Here is a 15,835-nt window from a genome sequence, read left to right as displayed (position 1 = left end):
CGGGAGCGGGCTCCTCGCGATAGGTTGGGCCCCGTGAGCTCCGCCCCCGAGACCCCCGCCTCCGAGGAGCCCGAGGAGCACGAGGTGCCCGAGGCGCCCCGGCACTGGGAGGCGGACGTGCTGCTGCGCGACGGCCGCACCGCGCACATCCGTCCGATCGGCCCGGAGGACGCGGAGCTGCTCGTCGACTTCTACGCGCGGGTCTCCGACCAGTCGAAGTACTACCGGTTCTTCACCCCCATGCCGCGCCTCTCGCCGCGCGACGTGCTCCGCTTCACCAACGTCGACCACGACCGCCGGGTCGCGTTCGTGCTGACGGTGGGCGAGGACATGATCGCCGTGGGACGGTACGACGCGTACGACGACCGTCGCGCCGAGGTCGCCTTCCTCGTGCAGGACGACCACCAGGGCCGCGGGATCGCCCAGGTGCTGCTCGAGCATCTCGCGCAGGCCGGCCGCGAGCGTGGCATCGAGGTCTTCTCCGCCGACGTGCTCCCCGACAACCAGCGGATGATCCAGACCTTCCGGGACGCGGGCTACAAGGTCGCGTCGGGCTTCGAGGACGGCGTCGTCACCCTCGAGTTCGAGATCGACCCCACCGAGACCGCCATCGGCGTCATGCAGCAGCGCGAGCACCGGGCGGAGTCGGCGTCCATCGAGGCGTTCTTCAACGCGCGGTCGGTGGCGATCATCGGCGCGAGCCGGCGCCAGGACACGGTCGGCCGCACCCTGGTGCGCAACCTCGTCACCGGCGACTACACGGGCCGGGTCTACGTCGTGAACCCGTCGACGGAGGCGGTGGCGGGGCTCCCGTCGTACGCGTCGGTCGGCGACATCCCGGGGGACGTCGACGTCGCGGTCGTCGCGGTGCCGGCCGAGTCGGTGCAGGACGTGGTGCTCGACTGCGCCGCGAAGGGCGTGCACGGCCTCATCGTCATCTCCTCGGGCTTCGCCGAGACCGGCGAGGAGGGCCGGCAGCGGCAGCGGCGCCTCGTCGGGCTGGCTCGCAGCTACGGGCTCCGGCTGATCGGGCCCAACTGCCTCGGCATCATCAACACCGACCCGGCCCACCAGCTCAACGCCTCGCTGTCGACGGTCATGCCGCCGCGCGGACGCGCCGGCTTCTTCTGCCAGTCGGGCGCGCTCGGCTCCGCCATCCTCGAGAAGGTCAACAACCGCGGGCTCGGTCTCTCGACCTTCGTCTCGGCCGGCAACCGCGCGGACGTGTCGGGCAACGACCTGCTGCAGTACTGGGAGGAGGACGCCTCCACCGAGGTCGTCCTGCTCTACCTGGAGTCGATCGGCAACCCGCGCAAGTTCTCCCGCATCACCCGGCGCGTCTCGCGCCGCAAGCCCATCGTCGCCGTGCGCTCGGGCCGCAACACGCAGGGTGTGCCGATGGGCCACGCGGTGCGCACGATCGGCGCGCCGCCCGAGGCGGTCGACGCGATGTTCGCGCAGTCCGGCGTGATCCAGGTCGACACGCTGGACGAGATGTTCGACGTCGCCCAGCTGCTGGCGCACCAGCCGCTGCCGCGGGGGCGCCGGGTCGCGGTCGTCGGCAACTCCGACGCCCTGGGGCTGCTCGCCACCGACGCCGCGGTCTCCGTCGGCCTCGTCGTCAACAAGTCGGTGCAGCTGGGTGCCGACGCCGGCGCCGAGGACTTCGAGGACGCGCTCGACGCGGCCATCGACGACCCGGACGTCGACGCCGTCGTGGCCGTCTACATCCCGCCGCTCGACGTGTCGGGCGAGGACGTCGCGAACGTGCTGGCCGCCGTCGGCGAGCAGTCGGACAAGCCGCTCGTCTCCACCTTCCTCGGCGCCGAGGGCGTCCCCGAGCTGCTGCGGGTCCCCGACGTCGCCGGCTCCACGGCCGGCCGGGGCTCCGTGCCGTCGTACCCCGCGGTCGAGGCGGCCGTGCGCGCGCTCGCGCGCGTCGTCTCGTACGCCGTGTGGGTGGGCAAGCAGGGCGCCGACGAGGACGACGACGAGATCGACCCGACCCCCGCGAAGCGCTTCGTCAGCGAGGTGCTGCTGCGTCACCCCGACGGCAAGGTGCTCGCGCCCGACGAGCTCGTCGAGCTGCTGCGCTGCTACGGGATCGACCTCTGGGTGGCGGTCCCGGTGACGTCCCGGGAGGAGGCGGTCGCTGCGGGCGAGCGCCTCGGCTGGCAGGTCGTGCTCAAGGCGACGGCGGAGCGGCTGCGGGAGCGGCCCGACCAGGCCCACGTGTGGCGCAACATCGACGACGCCCGCGAGATGGAGGACGCCTGGGACTTCCTCACGGGCGTCATCTCCGACCCCGACTCGGCCGGGTTCGTCGTGCAGCGCGTCGCGCCGCCGGGCGTGCCCGTGTCCATCGGGTCCGTCGAGGACCCGCTGTTCGGTCCGGTCATCTCGTTCGGCATCTCGGGCCCGCTCACGGAGCTCCTGGGCGACCGGGTCTACCGGATCCCGCCGCTGAGCCACGTCGACGCCGCCGAGATGGTGCGTGAGATCAAGGCAGCGCCGCTGCTGTTCGGCTACCGCGGCGGGGACGTCGCGGACGTCGAGGACATCGAGCGGCTCGTCCGCCGTGTCGCGCAGCTGCAGAACGACATCCCGCAGGTGCGCACGCTCGACCTCGCACTCGTGCTCGCCGGCCCCGGCGGGGCCACCGTGCTCAACGCGTCGGCCAAGGTGGAGCCCGTCGCCGACGCGCGGTCGGACTGGTTCGTGCGACGACTCACCGCGATGGTGGGGGACACCCTGCCGGAGTGACGGGGCGTTTTCGTCACGTGTCGGCTCAGTGGATCTGCGCATTCGCCTGCGGGGACGGCTCGCGGATTGCTAGGTTCGCGTCGCCCTGACGGGCGCGGAAGCCCGTCGTGACGAAGAAACGAGAAATCCTTGCGCCGTACCCTGCTCCTGTCCGCCCTCGCGCTGGCGGCGCCGCTCCTGGTCGCCTCCCCCGCGAGTGCCGCCACCGTGGACGACTTCACGATCGGCGGTTCCGGCGACGACCTCGAGGCGAACCCCGGGGCGACGCTCACGGTCGCCTGGGACGTCACCCCGCTGGACCCGGCGGCTGCCGTCGTCGTCACCCCGGCCGGCTCCGCTGTCGGCGTCGTGGCCGGGTGGGACGCCCCGACGGTCGCCGCGGCCACCGCCTCCACGGTGGACGTGACCATCCCGGCGGCGGCCGAGGAGGGTGACGACTACACGTTCCAGCTCGTCGTGACGGAGAACAACGTGCCGGCCGTGTCCGACACCATCACCGTGTCCGTCGTCGAGGAGCCGGTCGAGGTCACCCCGGTGCCGGTCGTCGCCGTCGACTGCGTGGTCGAGATCCCCGAAGTCCCCGGTGTGCTCTACGACCTCGTCTACGACTACGCGGAGGACGGCGCGGGCGGCTGGACCGGCGAGACCGAGCCGCTGGACCCCGACACCTACGCGCTCTTCGAGCTCAGCGACGGTGAGGACCTCGTCATCGCCGCCACGCCCGACGAGGGCTACGGGTTCCCGGCCGGTGCCGCGGACGTCTTCCCGGTCGCGGTCGACGAGGCCTGCGTCACGCTGCCCGTGTTCGTCGAGATCACGTCGAGCTGCCAGAGCTTCGCCCTGACCAACGTCGTCGACGTGGACGTCACCGCCATCTACGGCGGCGAGGACGACGAGGAGCCCGCGGGCGAGGTCACGCTCGCGCCGGGTGGCTCGGCCGCGATCGGCACGGACGCGGACTTCGTCTACGTGTTCGCCGGCGCCGGCCTGACGCTGGAGGACCTGCAGAGCGACGACCTCGACTTCCTCGAGGTCCAGTTCGACGGCCTCGAGGTCGACCAGGACTGCACCGTCGCGGCGGCGCCGACGCACCCGACGGTCGCTCCCGCCGCCGGTCGCTGATCCTGCGGTGAACAGGAGGCTTCTCGGGGCCGTCGCCGCGGTCGTCGCGCTCGTCCTGGGCGTCGGGGCCCTGTTCCTGCTCCTTCCGGAGCGGGGGCAGGGCCCCGCGGCCGCGCCGGCGTCCACCACGTCGGCACCGGCCACGCCGACGTCGACCACGACGGCCCCCCGGGTCCTCGTGGACGGTCCCGTCGGCGTACCCACCCGGATCGAGATCGCCGAGCTGGGGGTCGACGCGCCGGTCATGGCGGTCGGCACCACCCCGGAGAACGCGCAGGAGGTGCCCTCCTCGCTCGACGCGACCGGGTGGTGGCGCGACGGTGCCGAGCCCGGTGCGCCCGGCAACGCCGTCATCGTCGGCCACACCGCCTCGGTCGACGACGCCGTGTTCGACCCGCTGGTCGACGCGGAGGTCGGGGACGAGGTGTTCGTGACCGGCAGCGGGGGCACGGTCGCCTTCACGGTCGAGCGCACCGAGACCGTGCCGGTCGCCGACTTCGGTGACGTCGCCGCCGACGTCTACCGCAGCGAGGGCGACAGCGGGCTCGTCCTCATGACGTGCGGCGACTGGAACGGCAACAGCTTCGAGTCGACCGTCATCGTGCACGCGGTGCCGACGGGCGCGTGAACGAGCCGCGCGGGGCGGACGGCGGGCCCGGGCGGCCTCCGCCGACACCCGCGCCGCGGCCGTCTCGTGCCACACTTCGACGCATGCACAGCCGCTTCACACGCCCGGCGGATCCTGCCGCCGCCCTCCGCACCGCCATCGAGCGCACCGGTTACTACCCCGAGGTCGTCGTCGACGGCGTCGAGGGCGCGATCGGCGGCGAGGAGGTCGTCGCGTTCTACGTGCACCACGAGCCGACGATCGAGCGCGACGAGGTCCGGCGCCACATCACCGTGGCGGTGCTGACGACCAGCCGGCTCATCCAGGTGCACACCGACGAGCACGCCGGTGACCAGATGCTGCCGCAGCCCTACACGTCGACCTCCTCGGAGGCGGTCGCGCTGTCGGCCGTGAAGTCGGTCGTCGTCACCCGCATGACCACCAACCCCACGAAGGGCGCCAGCTTCCCCGCGGAGGCCGTGCTGACCATCGGGTGGGGCGGCGTGAGCCGCATCGAGCTCATGCCCGCGAGCTGCGACGACCCCGACTGCGACGCCGACCACGGCTACACGGGCGACCTCCTCAGCGAGGACTTCTCGCTCCGCGTCTCGGCCGCGGCCGACGGCAAGGAGGCCGTCGTCGAGCTGCTGGCCTTCGCCGACGCCCTGTCCGCGCGGACCCGCTCCGCCTGATGGCACCGACGCCGGGCGGGGACTTCGTCGCGCCTGCGTACGGCGCCCGCTCCCTCGGCGACGTCGTGCCCGCGGTCGCCCGCGCACTCGGCCACGGCCACGCGCTGCACGACGACGGCCCCCGCGACCTGGTGCTGCCGGACGCGCCGGCGTACGTCGTCTTCCTCATCGACGGCCTCGGCGCCCGGCTGCTCGAGCGGCACGCGGAGGCGGCGCCGTTCCTGTCCGCGCTGGCCTCGGGGGCGGCGCACGGCACGGCGGGCGTGCCGTCGACGACGGCCACCAGCCTGACCTCGCTCGGCACCGGCCTGTCGCCCGGCACCCATGGGCTCGTCGGGTTCACCAGCCGGATCCCCGGCACCGACCGGCTCCTGCAGGCCCTGCAGTGGGACAAGCGGGTCGACCCGGTCGAGTGGCAGCCCCACCCCACGCTGTTCGAGCGCCTCGCGACCAGCGGGGTGCACGTGACGAGCGTGAACAAGCGGGAGTACGCCGGGTCGGGGCTCACGCTGGCCGCGCACCGGGGTGCGGCGTACGTGGGCGCCGACCGCGCCGGCGAGCGGATCGCGGCGGTGCAGGCCGCGACGTCGCGGCGTCCGTCGCTGACCTACGTGTACGACGCCGACCTCGACTGGACGGGCCACCGCCACGGCGTCGCGTCCGCGGCGTGGGTGCAGCAGCTCGCCATGATCGACGCCGAGGCGGAGCAGCTGCGCGACGCCCTGACCCCCGGCACCCGCCTCGTCGTGGTCGCGGACCACGGGATGGTCGACACCGGCCCGGCGCACCGGATCGACGTCGACGACCACCCGGAGCTGACCGACGGCGTCTGGCTGCTCGGCGGCGAGGCCCGCCTGCGGCACCTGTACTGCGCCACGCGCGCCGTTCCTGACGTGGTGGCGACCTGGCGCGAGACGCTCGGCGACCGGGGGCTCGTGCTGACGCGCGAGGAGGCGCTCGAGCGCGGCTGGTTCGGTGAGACGACCGACGCCGTGCGGCCTCGCCTCGGCGACGTGGTGGTCGCGGCGACGGGCAGCACGGCGGTGGTGTCGCGGAGCCGGTTCTCCTACGAGACGGGCCTCGTCGGCCTGCACGGGTCGCTGACCCCCGACGAGATGAAGATCCCGATCCTCGTTGGTTGAGGCTTGGAGCGGGTGGCACTTTCCCCGGTCGACCGGGGAAGGTGTCGCTTAGACCATCAATCTTGATGGTCGAAGCGGCGTGTTCCCCGGTCAGCCGGGGAAAGTGCCACCCAGCCCCCTCAGTCGCGGACGGCGCTGATCGCGGTGAGGTCGGGGGCGAGGGTGACGTCCCACTCGAGGCCGTCGGCGCCACGCACCTCGACCTCGTAGCCCTCACCCGGGTCGTCGCTGCGGTCGACGTCGGCCGCGGTGCCGCCGCCCTCGACGGCGGCCTCGGCTGCCGCGACGACCTGCGCGCGCTCGTCCTCGGTCAGCGGCGCGTCCTCGTCGACCGTCTCGCCGTAGAGGTCCGTCGTGGTGTCGCGGCCCGTCGCTGCGGAGCCCTCCGGGGCACCAGCGGCGTCGGAGCCGCCGGCGCTCGGCACCGCGCGGTCGTCGCGGTCGTCGTCGTTGCCGTCGCGCTCGGCCACCAGCACGGCGTAGCCGTCGTCGAGCGTCACGTCCCAGCGCTGGCCCTCGCCGTCGACGACCTCGACCTCGTAGACGCGCTGGCCGCCCTCGTCGGTGTCGTCGTCGACGTCCACCTCGAGCACGCGGCCGCCACCGACCTCGTCGAGGGCGGCCTCCTCGGCGCTCGAGCGCTGGTCGCCGCTCAGGCGCTCGTCGCGGTCGTCCATGACCGCCCAGGCGGTGCCACCGATCCCGACGAGGGCGATCGCGGCGACGGTGGGGACGATGATGCGCTTGCTGCGGACGCGGTCACGGATGCTCATGGGGTGCTCCTCGGGGTCGTGGTCCCGGGCTCCTCGCCCGGCGGTGGCACCACCGTGCCGCACCGTCGCTGAACCCAGCCTGAAGCCACCTGAAGGCGCGTTCAGGGAACGTCGGCGACGACCGGGAGCCGCACGACGAAGCGCGCTCCGCCGAGCTCGCCCGTCTCGACCCGCGCGTCGCCCCCGTGGGCGCGCGCCACCTCCCGCACGATCGCGAGACCGAGCCCGCTGCCGCCGTCGTCGCGGGCCCGCGCCTCGTCGAGCCGCACGAACCGCTCGAAGACCCGCTCGCGGTCGTCCGCGGCCACGCCGGCCCCGTCGTCCTCGACGACGACGTCGACGTGCTGCGACGGGCCGACCTCCAGGGACAGCCGCACGGCCCCCGCGGCGTGCCGCGCCGCGTTGTCCGCCAGGTTGCGCACCACCTGCGCCAGGGCGGGTCCGTCGCCGTGCGCACGGGCCGGTACGACGCGGGACGCGTCCACCGCGAGGTCCGGCCGCAGCCGGCGCAGGCGCGTGGCCTCGGCGAGGACCAGGTCGTCGAGGTCGACGTCGGTGCGGCGGCGTCCGCCGCCACCTTCCGCGGTGCGGGTCAGCACCAGCATCTGCTCCACGAGGTGCTGCATGCGGGCCGTCTCCTCGAGCACGGCCTCCGTCAGCTCGGCGCGGTCGATCGCGTCGGGGTGGGAGCGCGCGACCTCGGCGGTCTGGCGCAGCCCGGCGAGCGGGGAGCGGAGCTCGTGGGAGGTGTCCGAGACGAACCGACGCTGCTGGTCGGCGGACCGCTCCAGGCGCTCGAGCATGCCGTTCATGGTGGTGGCGAGCCGCGCCACTTCGTCGCGCGACGGCGGGACGGGCACGCGGGCGGCGAGGTCGTCGCCGCCGATGGCGGCGACCTGCGCACGGATCGCCTCGACGGGGCGCAGCGCCCGGCCGGTCACCACCCACGTGGTGGCGCCGACGAGGAGCACGGCCACGGGCAGCCCCACCGCCAGGAGCGGCACGAGGGCGGTCACCGAGTCGCTGGCCTCGTCGAGCGAGACGGCGACCGCGACGTCGTACGTCGCGCCCTCGTGCTCCACGTCCTCGACGGCCACGGTGTACCGGTCGCCGTCGAGGCGGGTCGTGCCGTCGCTCCGGGGCAGCGAGCGCCCGCCGGTGCCGGACGACGCGACGAGGCTGTCGCCCGTGGTCACCTGCCAGGCCACGTCCTCGACGTCGTCGTCCTCGTCGTCGTCACGCGGCTCGTCGTCACGGGCCTCGTCGTCGGTACCGGCGTCGAGCACGCCCGGGCCCGAGCGCTCGACCTGCGTCGCGATCTCCTCCGCCCGTTGCTCGGCGGTCGACGTCGCCTGGTCGGTCAGCGACCGGCCGAGCGCGAGGGCGAGCAGCAGCCCGCCGAGCGCGAACGCCACGGCGACGACGACCGTCGCCGCGACGGTGGTGCGGACCCGGACGCCGGCGCGACCGCGCCGTACGGGGGGAGTGGACGACACGTCAGCCCCCGTCGCTCGAGAGCCGGTAGCCGGCGCCGCGCACGGTCTGGATCGCGGCCCGGTCGTAGGGCCGGTCGATCTTGTTGCGCAGGTGCCGCACGTAGACCTCGACGATGTTGGGGTCGCCGTCGAAGTCGTCGTCCCAGACGGAGTCCAGCACCTGGCGCTTGGAGACGACGTCCCCCGCGTGGCGCATCAGGAACCCCAGCAGCGACAGCTCCCGCGAGGTCAGCGACAGCTCGTCGTCGCCGCGCCAGGCGCGGCGTGCGGCCGGGTCGAGCCGCAGGTCGCCGGCCTCGAGCACCGTCGGCCGCTCCCGGGTGCCGCGACGCGCGACGGCCCGCAGCCGGGCGACGAGCACGGGGAAGGAGAACGGCTTCGTCAGGTAGTCGTCGGCGCCCGTGTCGAGGCCCTCGACCTGGTCCCACTCGCCGTCCTTGGCGGTGAGCATGAGGATCGGGGTCCAGTTGCGCTCCTCGCGCAGGGTCGAGCACACCCGGTAGCCGTTGATGCCCGGCAGCATGAGGTCGAGCACGATCGCGTCGTAGGTGTTCTCCCGCGCGAGCCAGAGCCCGTCGGTGCCGTCGTGGGCGACGTCGACGGCGAACCCCTCCGCCTCGAGCCCCAGCTTCAGCGAGCGCGCCAGGCGCACCTCGTCGTCGACCACCAGCACGCGCATGGGCGCCATCGTGCCGCAGACCCGCTGAACGCACGCTGAACGCCGCGCGGTCGGCGGGCGGTCGCCAGGCGTGGGAGGATCCCTCCTCGTGGCTGAACTGCACTTCTTCACCGGCACCATGGACTCGGGCAAGAGCACCCTCGCCCTGCAGACCAACCACAACCACGCGTCGCGGGGGCGGATCGGGCGGATCTACACCAGCCACGACCGCGCGGGCTCGGCGACCATCTCCTCGCGGCTCGGCCTCTCGCACGGCGCGACGGAGGTGGCCGACGACCTCGACTTCTGGCAGACCGTCGTCAGTGCGCTGACGCAGGGCGCCCGGATCGACTACCTCATCTGCGACGAGGCGCAGTTCTACACCGCCGAGCAGATCGAGCAGCTCGCCAAGGTCGTCGACGAGCTGCAGATCGACGTCTTCTGCTTCGGCATCCTCACCGACTTCCGCACCCGCCTGTTCCCCGGCGCCGCCCGGCTCGTCGAGCTGGCGGACCGCATGCAGGTGCTCCAGGTGGAGGCCCTGTGCTGGTGCGGTCAGCGCGCCACCCACAACGCCCGCACCGAGGACGGCGTCATGGTCACCGAGGGCGACCAGGTCGTCGTCGGCGACGTGGACCAGACCGGCCAGCCCCCGGCGGAGGTGGCCTACGAGGTGCTCTGCCGCCAGCACCACCGCCGCCGCCTCACCGCGGCCCGCGCCCAGGCCGTCTCGCTCGTCCCGGAGCCGCTGCCCTTCGGCGAGTGAGCGTTTCCCTGCGACGGGTCCGTCGTCGTGGGAACCTCGGGGCACCCCCGCCGCGTCTCCCCGCGGGAGCGGTCGACCGGCCGCTGCTGCGGGGGCGGCCAGCGCGCGAGGGGGTGGGATGGAGCGGTACGACGAGTTCAGCGACTTCGTCGCCACCCGCTGGCCCCGACTGGTGCGGTCGGCCGTGCTGCTCGGGTGCTCGCCCGCGGAGGCGGAGGACGTCGTGCAGACGGCGCTGGAGCTCTGCCTGCGCAAGTGGTCGCTCGTGCGCGGCGCCGACGACCGTGACGCCTACGTCCACCGCGTGCTCATCAACACCTTCACCTCGTCGCGCCGTCGGCGCTGGGTGGGGGAGCGGCCCACGGCCGTGCTGCCCGAGGAGCACGGCCCCGACCGCGCCGACGAGGTCGACCTCGCCGACGCCGTGCTGCGCGCGTTGCGCACGCTGACCACCGAGCAGCGTGCCGTGGTCGTGCTCCGCTACTACGCGCACCTCTCCGAGAAGCAGACCGCCGAAGCCCTCGGCGTCGCTCCCGGCACCGTCAAGAGCCGCCTCTCCCGCGCGCTGCGGGTGCTGGCCGGCGACCCCGATCTCGTCGAGCTGCGAGGTGCACCATGACCCACCCCGACCGTCCCGACCGTCCCCTGCTCCCGGGGGACGTCCACGACGAGGACCACCTCCGACGGCTCCTCGCGACGGCCGCCGACACCACGCCCGTCGGGCCGCCGCCGGTGGCGACGATGCTGCGGCACCACCGCGTACGCCGCCGCTCGCGCCTGCTCGTCGCCGCCGCCGTCGTCGTGGCGGGCGCCGGGGTGGGGCTGGCGACGTCGGTGCCGTTCGGTGGCGATCCCGGCCCCGGCGCGGGGACGGCGGCGGCGACGGACATGACCGAGGAGTCGGCGGCCGAGGAGTTCGCCGCCGAGGACTACGACGCCCTGAGCGAGGACGCCGTCCGGCAGGGGGCCGACGAGGACGCCGCCGCCGACAGCTCGGAGGACGCCGAGGTGCCGACGAGCATGTCCGGGCGCGGCGGCGTCATGCCCCTCGGGGGGTGGACCTCCGCTCGGCTCGAGGCGTCGCTCGCCGGAGCCTGGTCCGTCGGGTCGGCTCCGCAGCCGGCCAGCACCAATGGCGGGCAGGAGTACTCCTTCGGAGGGGGCCGGTACGAGCTGCAGGACGACGTCTCCACCCCCACCGCCGCCACGCTCTACTTCGGCGACGGCGGCACCGTGACGGCCTGGACCGGCTGCGAGGCCGGCGCCGGCACCTGGTCCGTCGCGGACGGCACGGTCAGCATCGAGCTGACCCGCGGCGTACCGCTGTGCGACGACGGGACCGGCCTGCTCGCCCTGCTCGCCGAGGACCTGCGGTCGGTGCGCGTGGTGGTCGCGGACGACGGCACCCGCACCCTCCTCGACGAGGACGGCCGGCTCCTCGCCGTGCTGCGCCGCCCCTGACCCGTTCATCGCCGTCGGGCATACCCGGACCGCAGTCCGGGTTGATCCGGACATGAGCAACCCCGTGCGCGACGCGATCGTCGTGGGAGCCGGTCAGGCCGGGCTGTCGGCCTCCCACCACCTGCGGCGGCTCGGCGTCGACCACGTCGTGCTGGACGCCAACCCCACGCCCGGCGGGGCCTGGCAGCACCGGGCGCACTCGCTGACGATGACGGACGTCCACGGCGTCGCCGCGCTGCCCGACGAGCCGCTCCCGGACGTCGATCCCGCCGCGCCGGCCCGCGAGGTGGTGGCGGCGTACTTCGCGGACTACGAGGCCGCCCACCAGCTCCCCGTCGAGCGGCCCGTCGAGGTGGGCGCGGTCCGGGACGACGGCGGCGTGCTCGTCGTCGAGGCGGTCGACGGCCGCAGCTGGCGGACGCGGACGCTCGTGAACGCGACCGGCACCTGGCGGCGCCCGTTCGTGCCCCGCGTCGCGGGGGTCGAGGACTTCGTCGGCGACCAGCTGCACTCGGCGGCGTACGACGGCCCCGAGCCGTTCGTCGGGCGCACCGTGCTCGTCGTCGGCGGCGGGCACTCCGCCGTCCAGGTGCTCGGGGAGATCGCGCCCGGCTCGCGCACGCTCTGGGCGACCCGCCGGGAACCGCTGTGGCGCGACCCCGCGACCGAGCCGTTCGACGGCCGGGCGGCGGTCGCGCTCGTGGAGGAGCGGGTACGCCGCGGGCTGCCCCCGGCCAGCGTCGTCAGCGTCACGGGGCTGCAGCTGCGGCCCCAGGAGCGCGAGGCCGCGCGGCTCGGGGCCTACGAGCGGCTGCCGATGCCGGTGCGGTTCGACGCGGACGGCGCTACCTGGCCCGACGGCACCCACCGCTCCTTCGACGTCGTGCTGTGGGCCACCGGCTTCCGGCCCGACGTCGCCCACCTGGCGCCGCTCCACCTCCGCGGCCACGGCGGCGGGATCGAGCTGGACGGCACCACGACCGTCGCGGACCCGCGGGTGCAGCTCGTCGGCTACGGCCCGTCGGCGAGCACCATCGGCGCCAACCGTGCCGGTCGCACGGCCGCCGTGGCGGTGCGCGACCTCCTGAGGAGCACCGCCGGCTGAGGGGGCCTCCTCACCAGTGCACGCCGCGGAACAGGCGCGCGAGCATGAGCTGCTCGCTCTGCGTGCCGCCCGTCTCGCCCCCGGTGGCCGCCGGACCGCCGGGCGCGCCGGTGCCCTTGGCCGCGGCCGAGTCCGGGAACACGTGGTAGGCCATGTTGAGCACGCGGAAGGCGAGCTTCGGCGCCACGGTGTGGGCGATGGCGCCCGCGTTGCCGAGCGGCGTGTTGATCTCGTGCGGGCGCTCGACGAGCGCCTTCACCACGAGGTCCGCGGCCTGTGCCGGGGAGATCGTGGGGAACCGGTCGTAGAGCTTCGTCGGCGCGATCATCGGCGTGCGCACCAGCGGCATGTGGATGCTGGTGAACGTGATGCCCTCGCCGACGAGCTCCGAGGCGACCACGTTGCTCCAGGAGTCCAGTGCGGCCTTGGACGCGACGTACGCCGAGAACCGCGGCGGGTTCGTCTGCACGCCGATCGAGGACACGTTGACGACGTGGCCGCCGGAGCCCGTCCGCATGATGGGGATGAGCCCGATCACGAGCCGGATCGCGCCGAAGTAGTTGAGCTGCATGGTGCGCTCGAAGTCGTGGAAGCGCTCCTGGGAGAGCCGCAGCGACCGGCGGATGGAGCGCCCGGCGTTGTTGACGACGCCGTCCACGCTGGGCAGCTCCCGGATCAGCGACCCGCAGAGGTCGTCGATCGCGGAGAGGTCGGAGAGGTCGCAGGGGAAGACGTGGGCCTGCCCGCCGGCGCGCTCGATGTCGCGACGCAGGGCGTCGAGCTTCTCCTTGCCGCGGGCCACGAGCACGGGGATGCCGCCCGCCTGCGCCACCTTGAGGGCGGTCACGCGACCGATGCCGGAGGAGGCCCCCGTGATGACGACGTGCTTGCCCTCGAGCGCCGCGCGGTTGGCGGGGTTGCGGCCCGTGCTGGTGTCGAGGTGCTCCTCCCAGTAGCTCCACAGCGTGGCGGCGTACGACTCCAGGCGCGGCACGGTGATGCCCGACCCGGCGAGCGCCTTCGTCGTGCGACGCGCGTCGAAGACGGTGGGGAACGACGTGTGGGCGAGCACCGAGGCCGGGATGCCGAGCCGGCCCACGGTCAGGTCGAGCAGCGCCTGGGCCGGGGCGGAGCCCAGGACCGTCGAGGTCAGGTCGGCCGGGCGGAGCCCGCGGGGGAGCAGCCGGCGCTCGAGGGGCAGGCGTCCCCGGGCACCGGAGCCCACGAGCTGCGGCGCCCCCGCCGCGCCGCAGAACGCGTTGATCATCTCGAGCACGGGCTGCGGCTCGGGGTCGACCAGGTGGAAGGTCTCGCCGTCCCGGTCGGGCAGGTGCGCGAGGTGGTCGAGCGCACCGGCGACGAAGTCGACCGGCACGACGTTGGTGTCACCGAGGTCGATGCCCACCAGCGGCGTCCACGCGGGCAGGGTGTCGCGCACCTTCTTGATGAGCGGGAAGAAGTAGTAGGGCCCGTCGACCTTGTCCATCTCGCCGGTCACCGAGTCGCCGACGACGATCGCCGGCCGGTAGATGCGCCACGGCACGGCCGCCTCCGTGCGCACGATCTGCTCGGACTCGAACTTCGTGCGGTGGTACGGCGAGGTGAAGCGCTGCCCGACGTCGGCGTCCGTCTCGGCGAACGTGCCGTGGTGGTCGCCCGCCGCCGCGACCGACGACACCTGGTGGAAGCACCCGGCGTCGAGCGCGGCCGCGAGCTGGAGCGCGTGGCGGGTGCCGCCCAGGTTGAGCCGCTGGTTGGTGGCGTCGTCCGCGGCCATGTCGTAGCTCGCGGCGAGGTGGAAGAAGTGGTCGATCGTGCTCGCGTGCTCCGCGATCCACCCGGCCTCGACGCCCAGGCCCTCGGCGTCCAGCGCACCGATCACGGGCCGCACGCGGTCGGTGCTCCACTCCTCGATGAGCTGCTCGAGCCGGGGCAGCGAGGAGCCGCGCACCAGCACGTGGATCTCGCCCTCGCGCTTGCGGAGGAGCTCGGTGACGAGGAACCGCCCGATGAACCCGGTCGCGCCGGTGACGAAGTAGGCCATGCGCGGCAGCGTAGTGGTCCGGGTCACGCCCGGGGAGGGGTCAGCGTGAGCCGACGGGTGACCGCGACCCCGTCACTCCGCCTTGCCGCCGCCGAACATGATCTCGTCCCAGCTCGGCACGGAGGCCCGGCCGCGGCCCTTGCGCGTCGGACGTCGGGGGGTGCGGGTCGGGGCCGGTGCGGGCTCGGGCTCGGGGTCGCGCGTGTCGGGCGCGGGCGTCCCGTCGGAGGCGACCGCCTCGTCCGCCGAGGGAGCGGGTGCGTCGGCGGGCTCCGTGGCCGCGGGGGAGACCTCGGCGCCGCCAGCCCCGCCGGCCTCACGGGGCTCGGTCCCGGCGGGAGGGGTCGTCGTGGGAGGGGGCGTCGCGCGCAGGGCGTCGCGCACCTCGCCGAGGTCCGCCGTCGGCTCGTCGCCGGTGGCCGCGGAAGGGGTGGCCGCGGAGGGGGTGGCCGCGGAGCGGGCGGCCGGCTCGGAGACCAGGTCGATCGCCTCGTCGGCCGCGTCGGTCTCGGACTCGATCTCGGTCTCGAACGGGAGGTCGAGCAGCACGTCCGCGACGCGCTCGCGAGCCGCGCCCGCCCGGCGTCGCCGCGCCTGCTGCAGGTCGTCGCGGACCGCGGCCGGGGCCGGGGCGTCGCCCACCAGCCACCGGGCGTCGTCGTCGTCCGCGACCACGTAGCTCCCGCGCATGTCGTAGGTGAAGTGGCCGCGACCCGTGCGGGCGTCGCTGACGAACGAGGCGGCGAGCGTCCACCGGCCGTCGTCGCGCCGCCAGGAGTCCCACTCGACCGTGTCGGCCCGCAGGGGTCCGCCGGAGAGGTGGGTGGCCACCGCCTCGCCCAGCGTGCGGGCACCGGCGCTGCCGCTCTCGCGTCGCAGGGACGCGCCCTGGGCCCGCTCGGCCACGTGCGCCCGCTCCGCGAGCACGGGAGCGACGAACGACATGATCCGGTCGAGCGTCGTCTGGGCTGCGTCGGCGACCTCCTCGGGACTCGCCCCCGCCCGGATCCTCGCCTGGATGTCGCGGGGACGGAGGGTCGATTCCATGGTGATCTCCAACTGACCGAGTCGATCTGTGTCGCCGCGCAGTGCGGCCTGGAGCCGTCGGTCGATGTCGAGCGTGAACTCGACACCGGCATCGCTGACCAGCAGGAGGCGGCGCTTGTCCTGGCTCACACCGGCGAGCGTCAGGTGCACCATCGAGCG

At 74.2% G+C, this 15,835-nt stretch carries 14 protein-coding genes; 9 read left to right on the top strand and 5 right to left on the bottom strand.

Annotation, left to right across the window (positions count from 1 at the left end; genetic code table 11):
* Positions 1–33: 33 nt before the first annotated feature.
* The 5 genes from G3T38_RS13800 to G3T38_RS13780 all read left to right on the top strand — a co-directional run bounded on the left by G3T38_RS13800 (position 34) and on the right by G3T38_RS13780 (position 6,326).
* Positions 34–2,763: a bifunctional acetate--CoA ligase family protein/GNAT family N-acetyltransferase gene (locus tag G3T38_RS13800; RefSeq protein WP_338037650.1), complete on the top strand. Its 2,730-nt coding sequence runs from the start codon at positions 34–36 to the stop codon at positions 2,761–2,763.
* 129 nt (positions 2,764–2,892) lie between these two features.
* Entirely contained in the window at positions 2,893–3,885 is a 993-nt protein-coding gene (locus G3T38_RS13795; protein WP_163772891.1) for a hypothetical protein, read from the top strand.
* 7 nt (positions 3,886–3,892) lie between these two features.
* The gene (locus tag G3T38_RS21745; protein ID WP_163772890.1) at positions 3,893–4,513 is read left to right on the top strand and encodes a sortase; all 621 of its coding nucleotides are present in this window, start codon (positions 3,893–3,895) and stop codon (positions 4,511–4,513) included.
* 83 nt (positions 4,514–4,596) lie between these two features.
* Complete coding sequence (locus G3T38_RS13785) at positions 4,597–5,184, top strand: DUF5998 family protein (RefSeq protein WP_163772889.1); 588 nt, start codon at positions 4,597–4,599, stop codon at positions 5,182–5,184.
* On the top strand, positions 5,184–6,326 hold the full coding sequence (locus G3T38_RS13780) for an alkaline phosphatase family protein (RefSeq protein ID WP_163772888.1): 1,143 nt from the start codon (positions 5,184–5,186) through the stop codon (positions 6,324–6,326). Before G3T38_RS13785 ends, G3T38_RS13780 begins: the two co-directional genes overlap by 1 nt.
* Before the next feature lie 119 nt (positions 6,327–6,445).
* Here G3T38_RS13780 and G3T38_RS13775 read toward each other — a convergent pair whose 3' ends face one another.
* The 3 genes from G3T38_RS13775 to G3T38_RS13765 form a co-directional block, all read right to left on the bottom strand.
* Positions 6,446–7,099: a PepSY domain-containing protein gene (locus G3T38_RS13775; RefSeq protein WP_163772887.1), complete on the bottom strand. Its 654-nt coding sequence runs from the start codon at positions 7,097–7,099 to the stop codon at positions 6,446–6,448.
* A 101-nt stretch (positions 7,100–7,200) separates the two neighbouring features.
* Positions 7,201–8,595: an ATP-binding protein gene (locus G3T38_RS22715; RefSeq protein ID WP_163772886.1), complete on the bottom strand. Its 1,395-nt coding sequence runs from the start codon at positions 8,593–8,595 to the stop codon at positions 7,201–7,203.
* 1 nt (position 8,596) lies between these two features.
* On the bottom strand, positions 8,597–9,274 hold the full coding sequence (locus G3T38_RS13765) for a response regulator transcription factor (RefSeq protein ID WP_163772885.1): 678 nt from the start codon (positions 9,272–9,274) through the stop codon (positions 8,597–8,599).
* An 88-nt stretch (positions 9,275–9,362) separates the two neighbouring features.
* Here G3T38_RS13765 and G3T38_RS13760 point away from each other — a divergent pair, with 88 nt between their 5' ends.
* The 4 genes from G3T38_RS13760 to G3T38_RS13745 all read left to right on the top strand — a co-directional run bounded on the left by G3T38_RS13760 (position 9,363) and on the right by G3T38_RS13745 (position 12,585).
* Entirely contained in the window at positions 9,363–10,019 is a 657-nt protein-coding gene (locus tag G3T38_RS13760; RefSeq protein WP_163772884.1) for a thymidine kinase, read from the top strand.
* Between the two features lie 118 nt (positions 10,020–10,137).
* Positions 10,138–10,638: a SigE family RNA polymerase sigma factor gene (locus G3T38_RS13755; protein WP_163772883.1), complete on the top strand. Its 501-nt coding sequence runs from the start codon at positions 10,138–10,140 to the stop codon at positions 10,636–10,638.
* The gene (locus G3T38_RS13750; protein ID WP_163772882.1) at positions 10,635–11,480 is read left to right on the top strand and encodes an META domain-containing protein; all 846 of its coding nucleotides are present in this window, start codon (positions 10,635–10,637) and stop codon (positions 11,478–11,480) included. Before G3T38_RS13755 ends, G3T38_RS13750 begins: the two co-directional genes overlap by 4 nt.
* 52 nt (positions 11,481–11,532) lie before the next feature.
* Positions 11,533–12,585: an NAD(P)-binding domain-containing protein gene (locus tag G3T38_RS13745; protein WP_163772881.1), complete on the top strand. Its 1,053-nt coding sequence runs from the start codon at positions 11,533–11,535 to the stop codon at positions 12,583–12,585.
* Positions 12,586–12,595: 10 nt separating this feature from the next.
* On the opposite strand, the gene G3T38_RS13740 is transcribed toward G3T38_RS13745, so the two are convergent.
* Complete coding sequence (locus G3T38_RS13740) at positions 12,596–14,629, bottom strand: SDR family oxidoreductase (protein WP_163772880.1); 2,034 nt, start codon at positions 14,627–14,629, stop codon at positions 12,596–12,598.
* A 72-nt stretch (positions 14,630–14,701) separates the two neighbouring features.
* Positions 14,702–15,829, bottom strand: a complete 1,128-nt coding sequence (gene sepH / locus G3T38_RS13735) for a septation protein SepH (protein ID WP_163772879.1) — start codon at positions 15,827–15,829, stop codon at positions 14,702–14,704.
* Positions 15,830–15,835 lie beyond the last annotated feature (6 nt).

The organism is Nocardioides zeae (genome assembly GCF_010686755.1).
Taxonomy (GTDB): Bacteria; Actinomycetota; Actinomycetes; order Propionibacteriales; family Nocardioidaceae; genus Nocardioides; species Nocardioides zeae.
The sequence above is the reverse complement of the archived record's forward strand: the minus strand, read 5'-3'. Positions and strand labels throughout refer to the sequence as shown.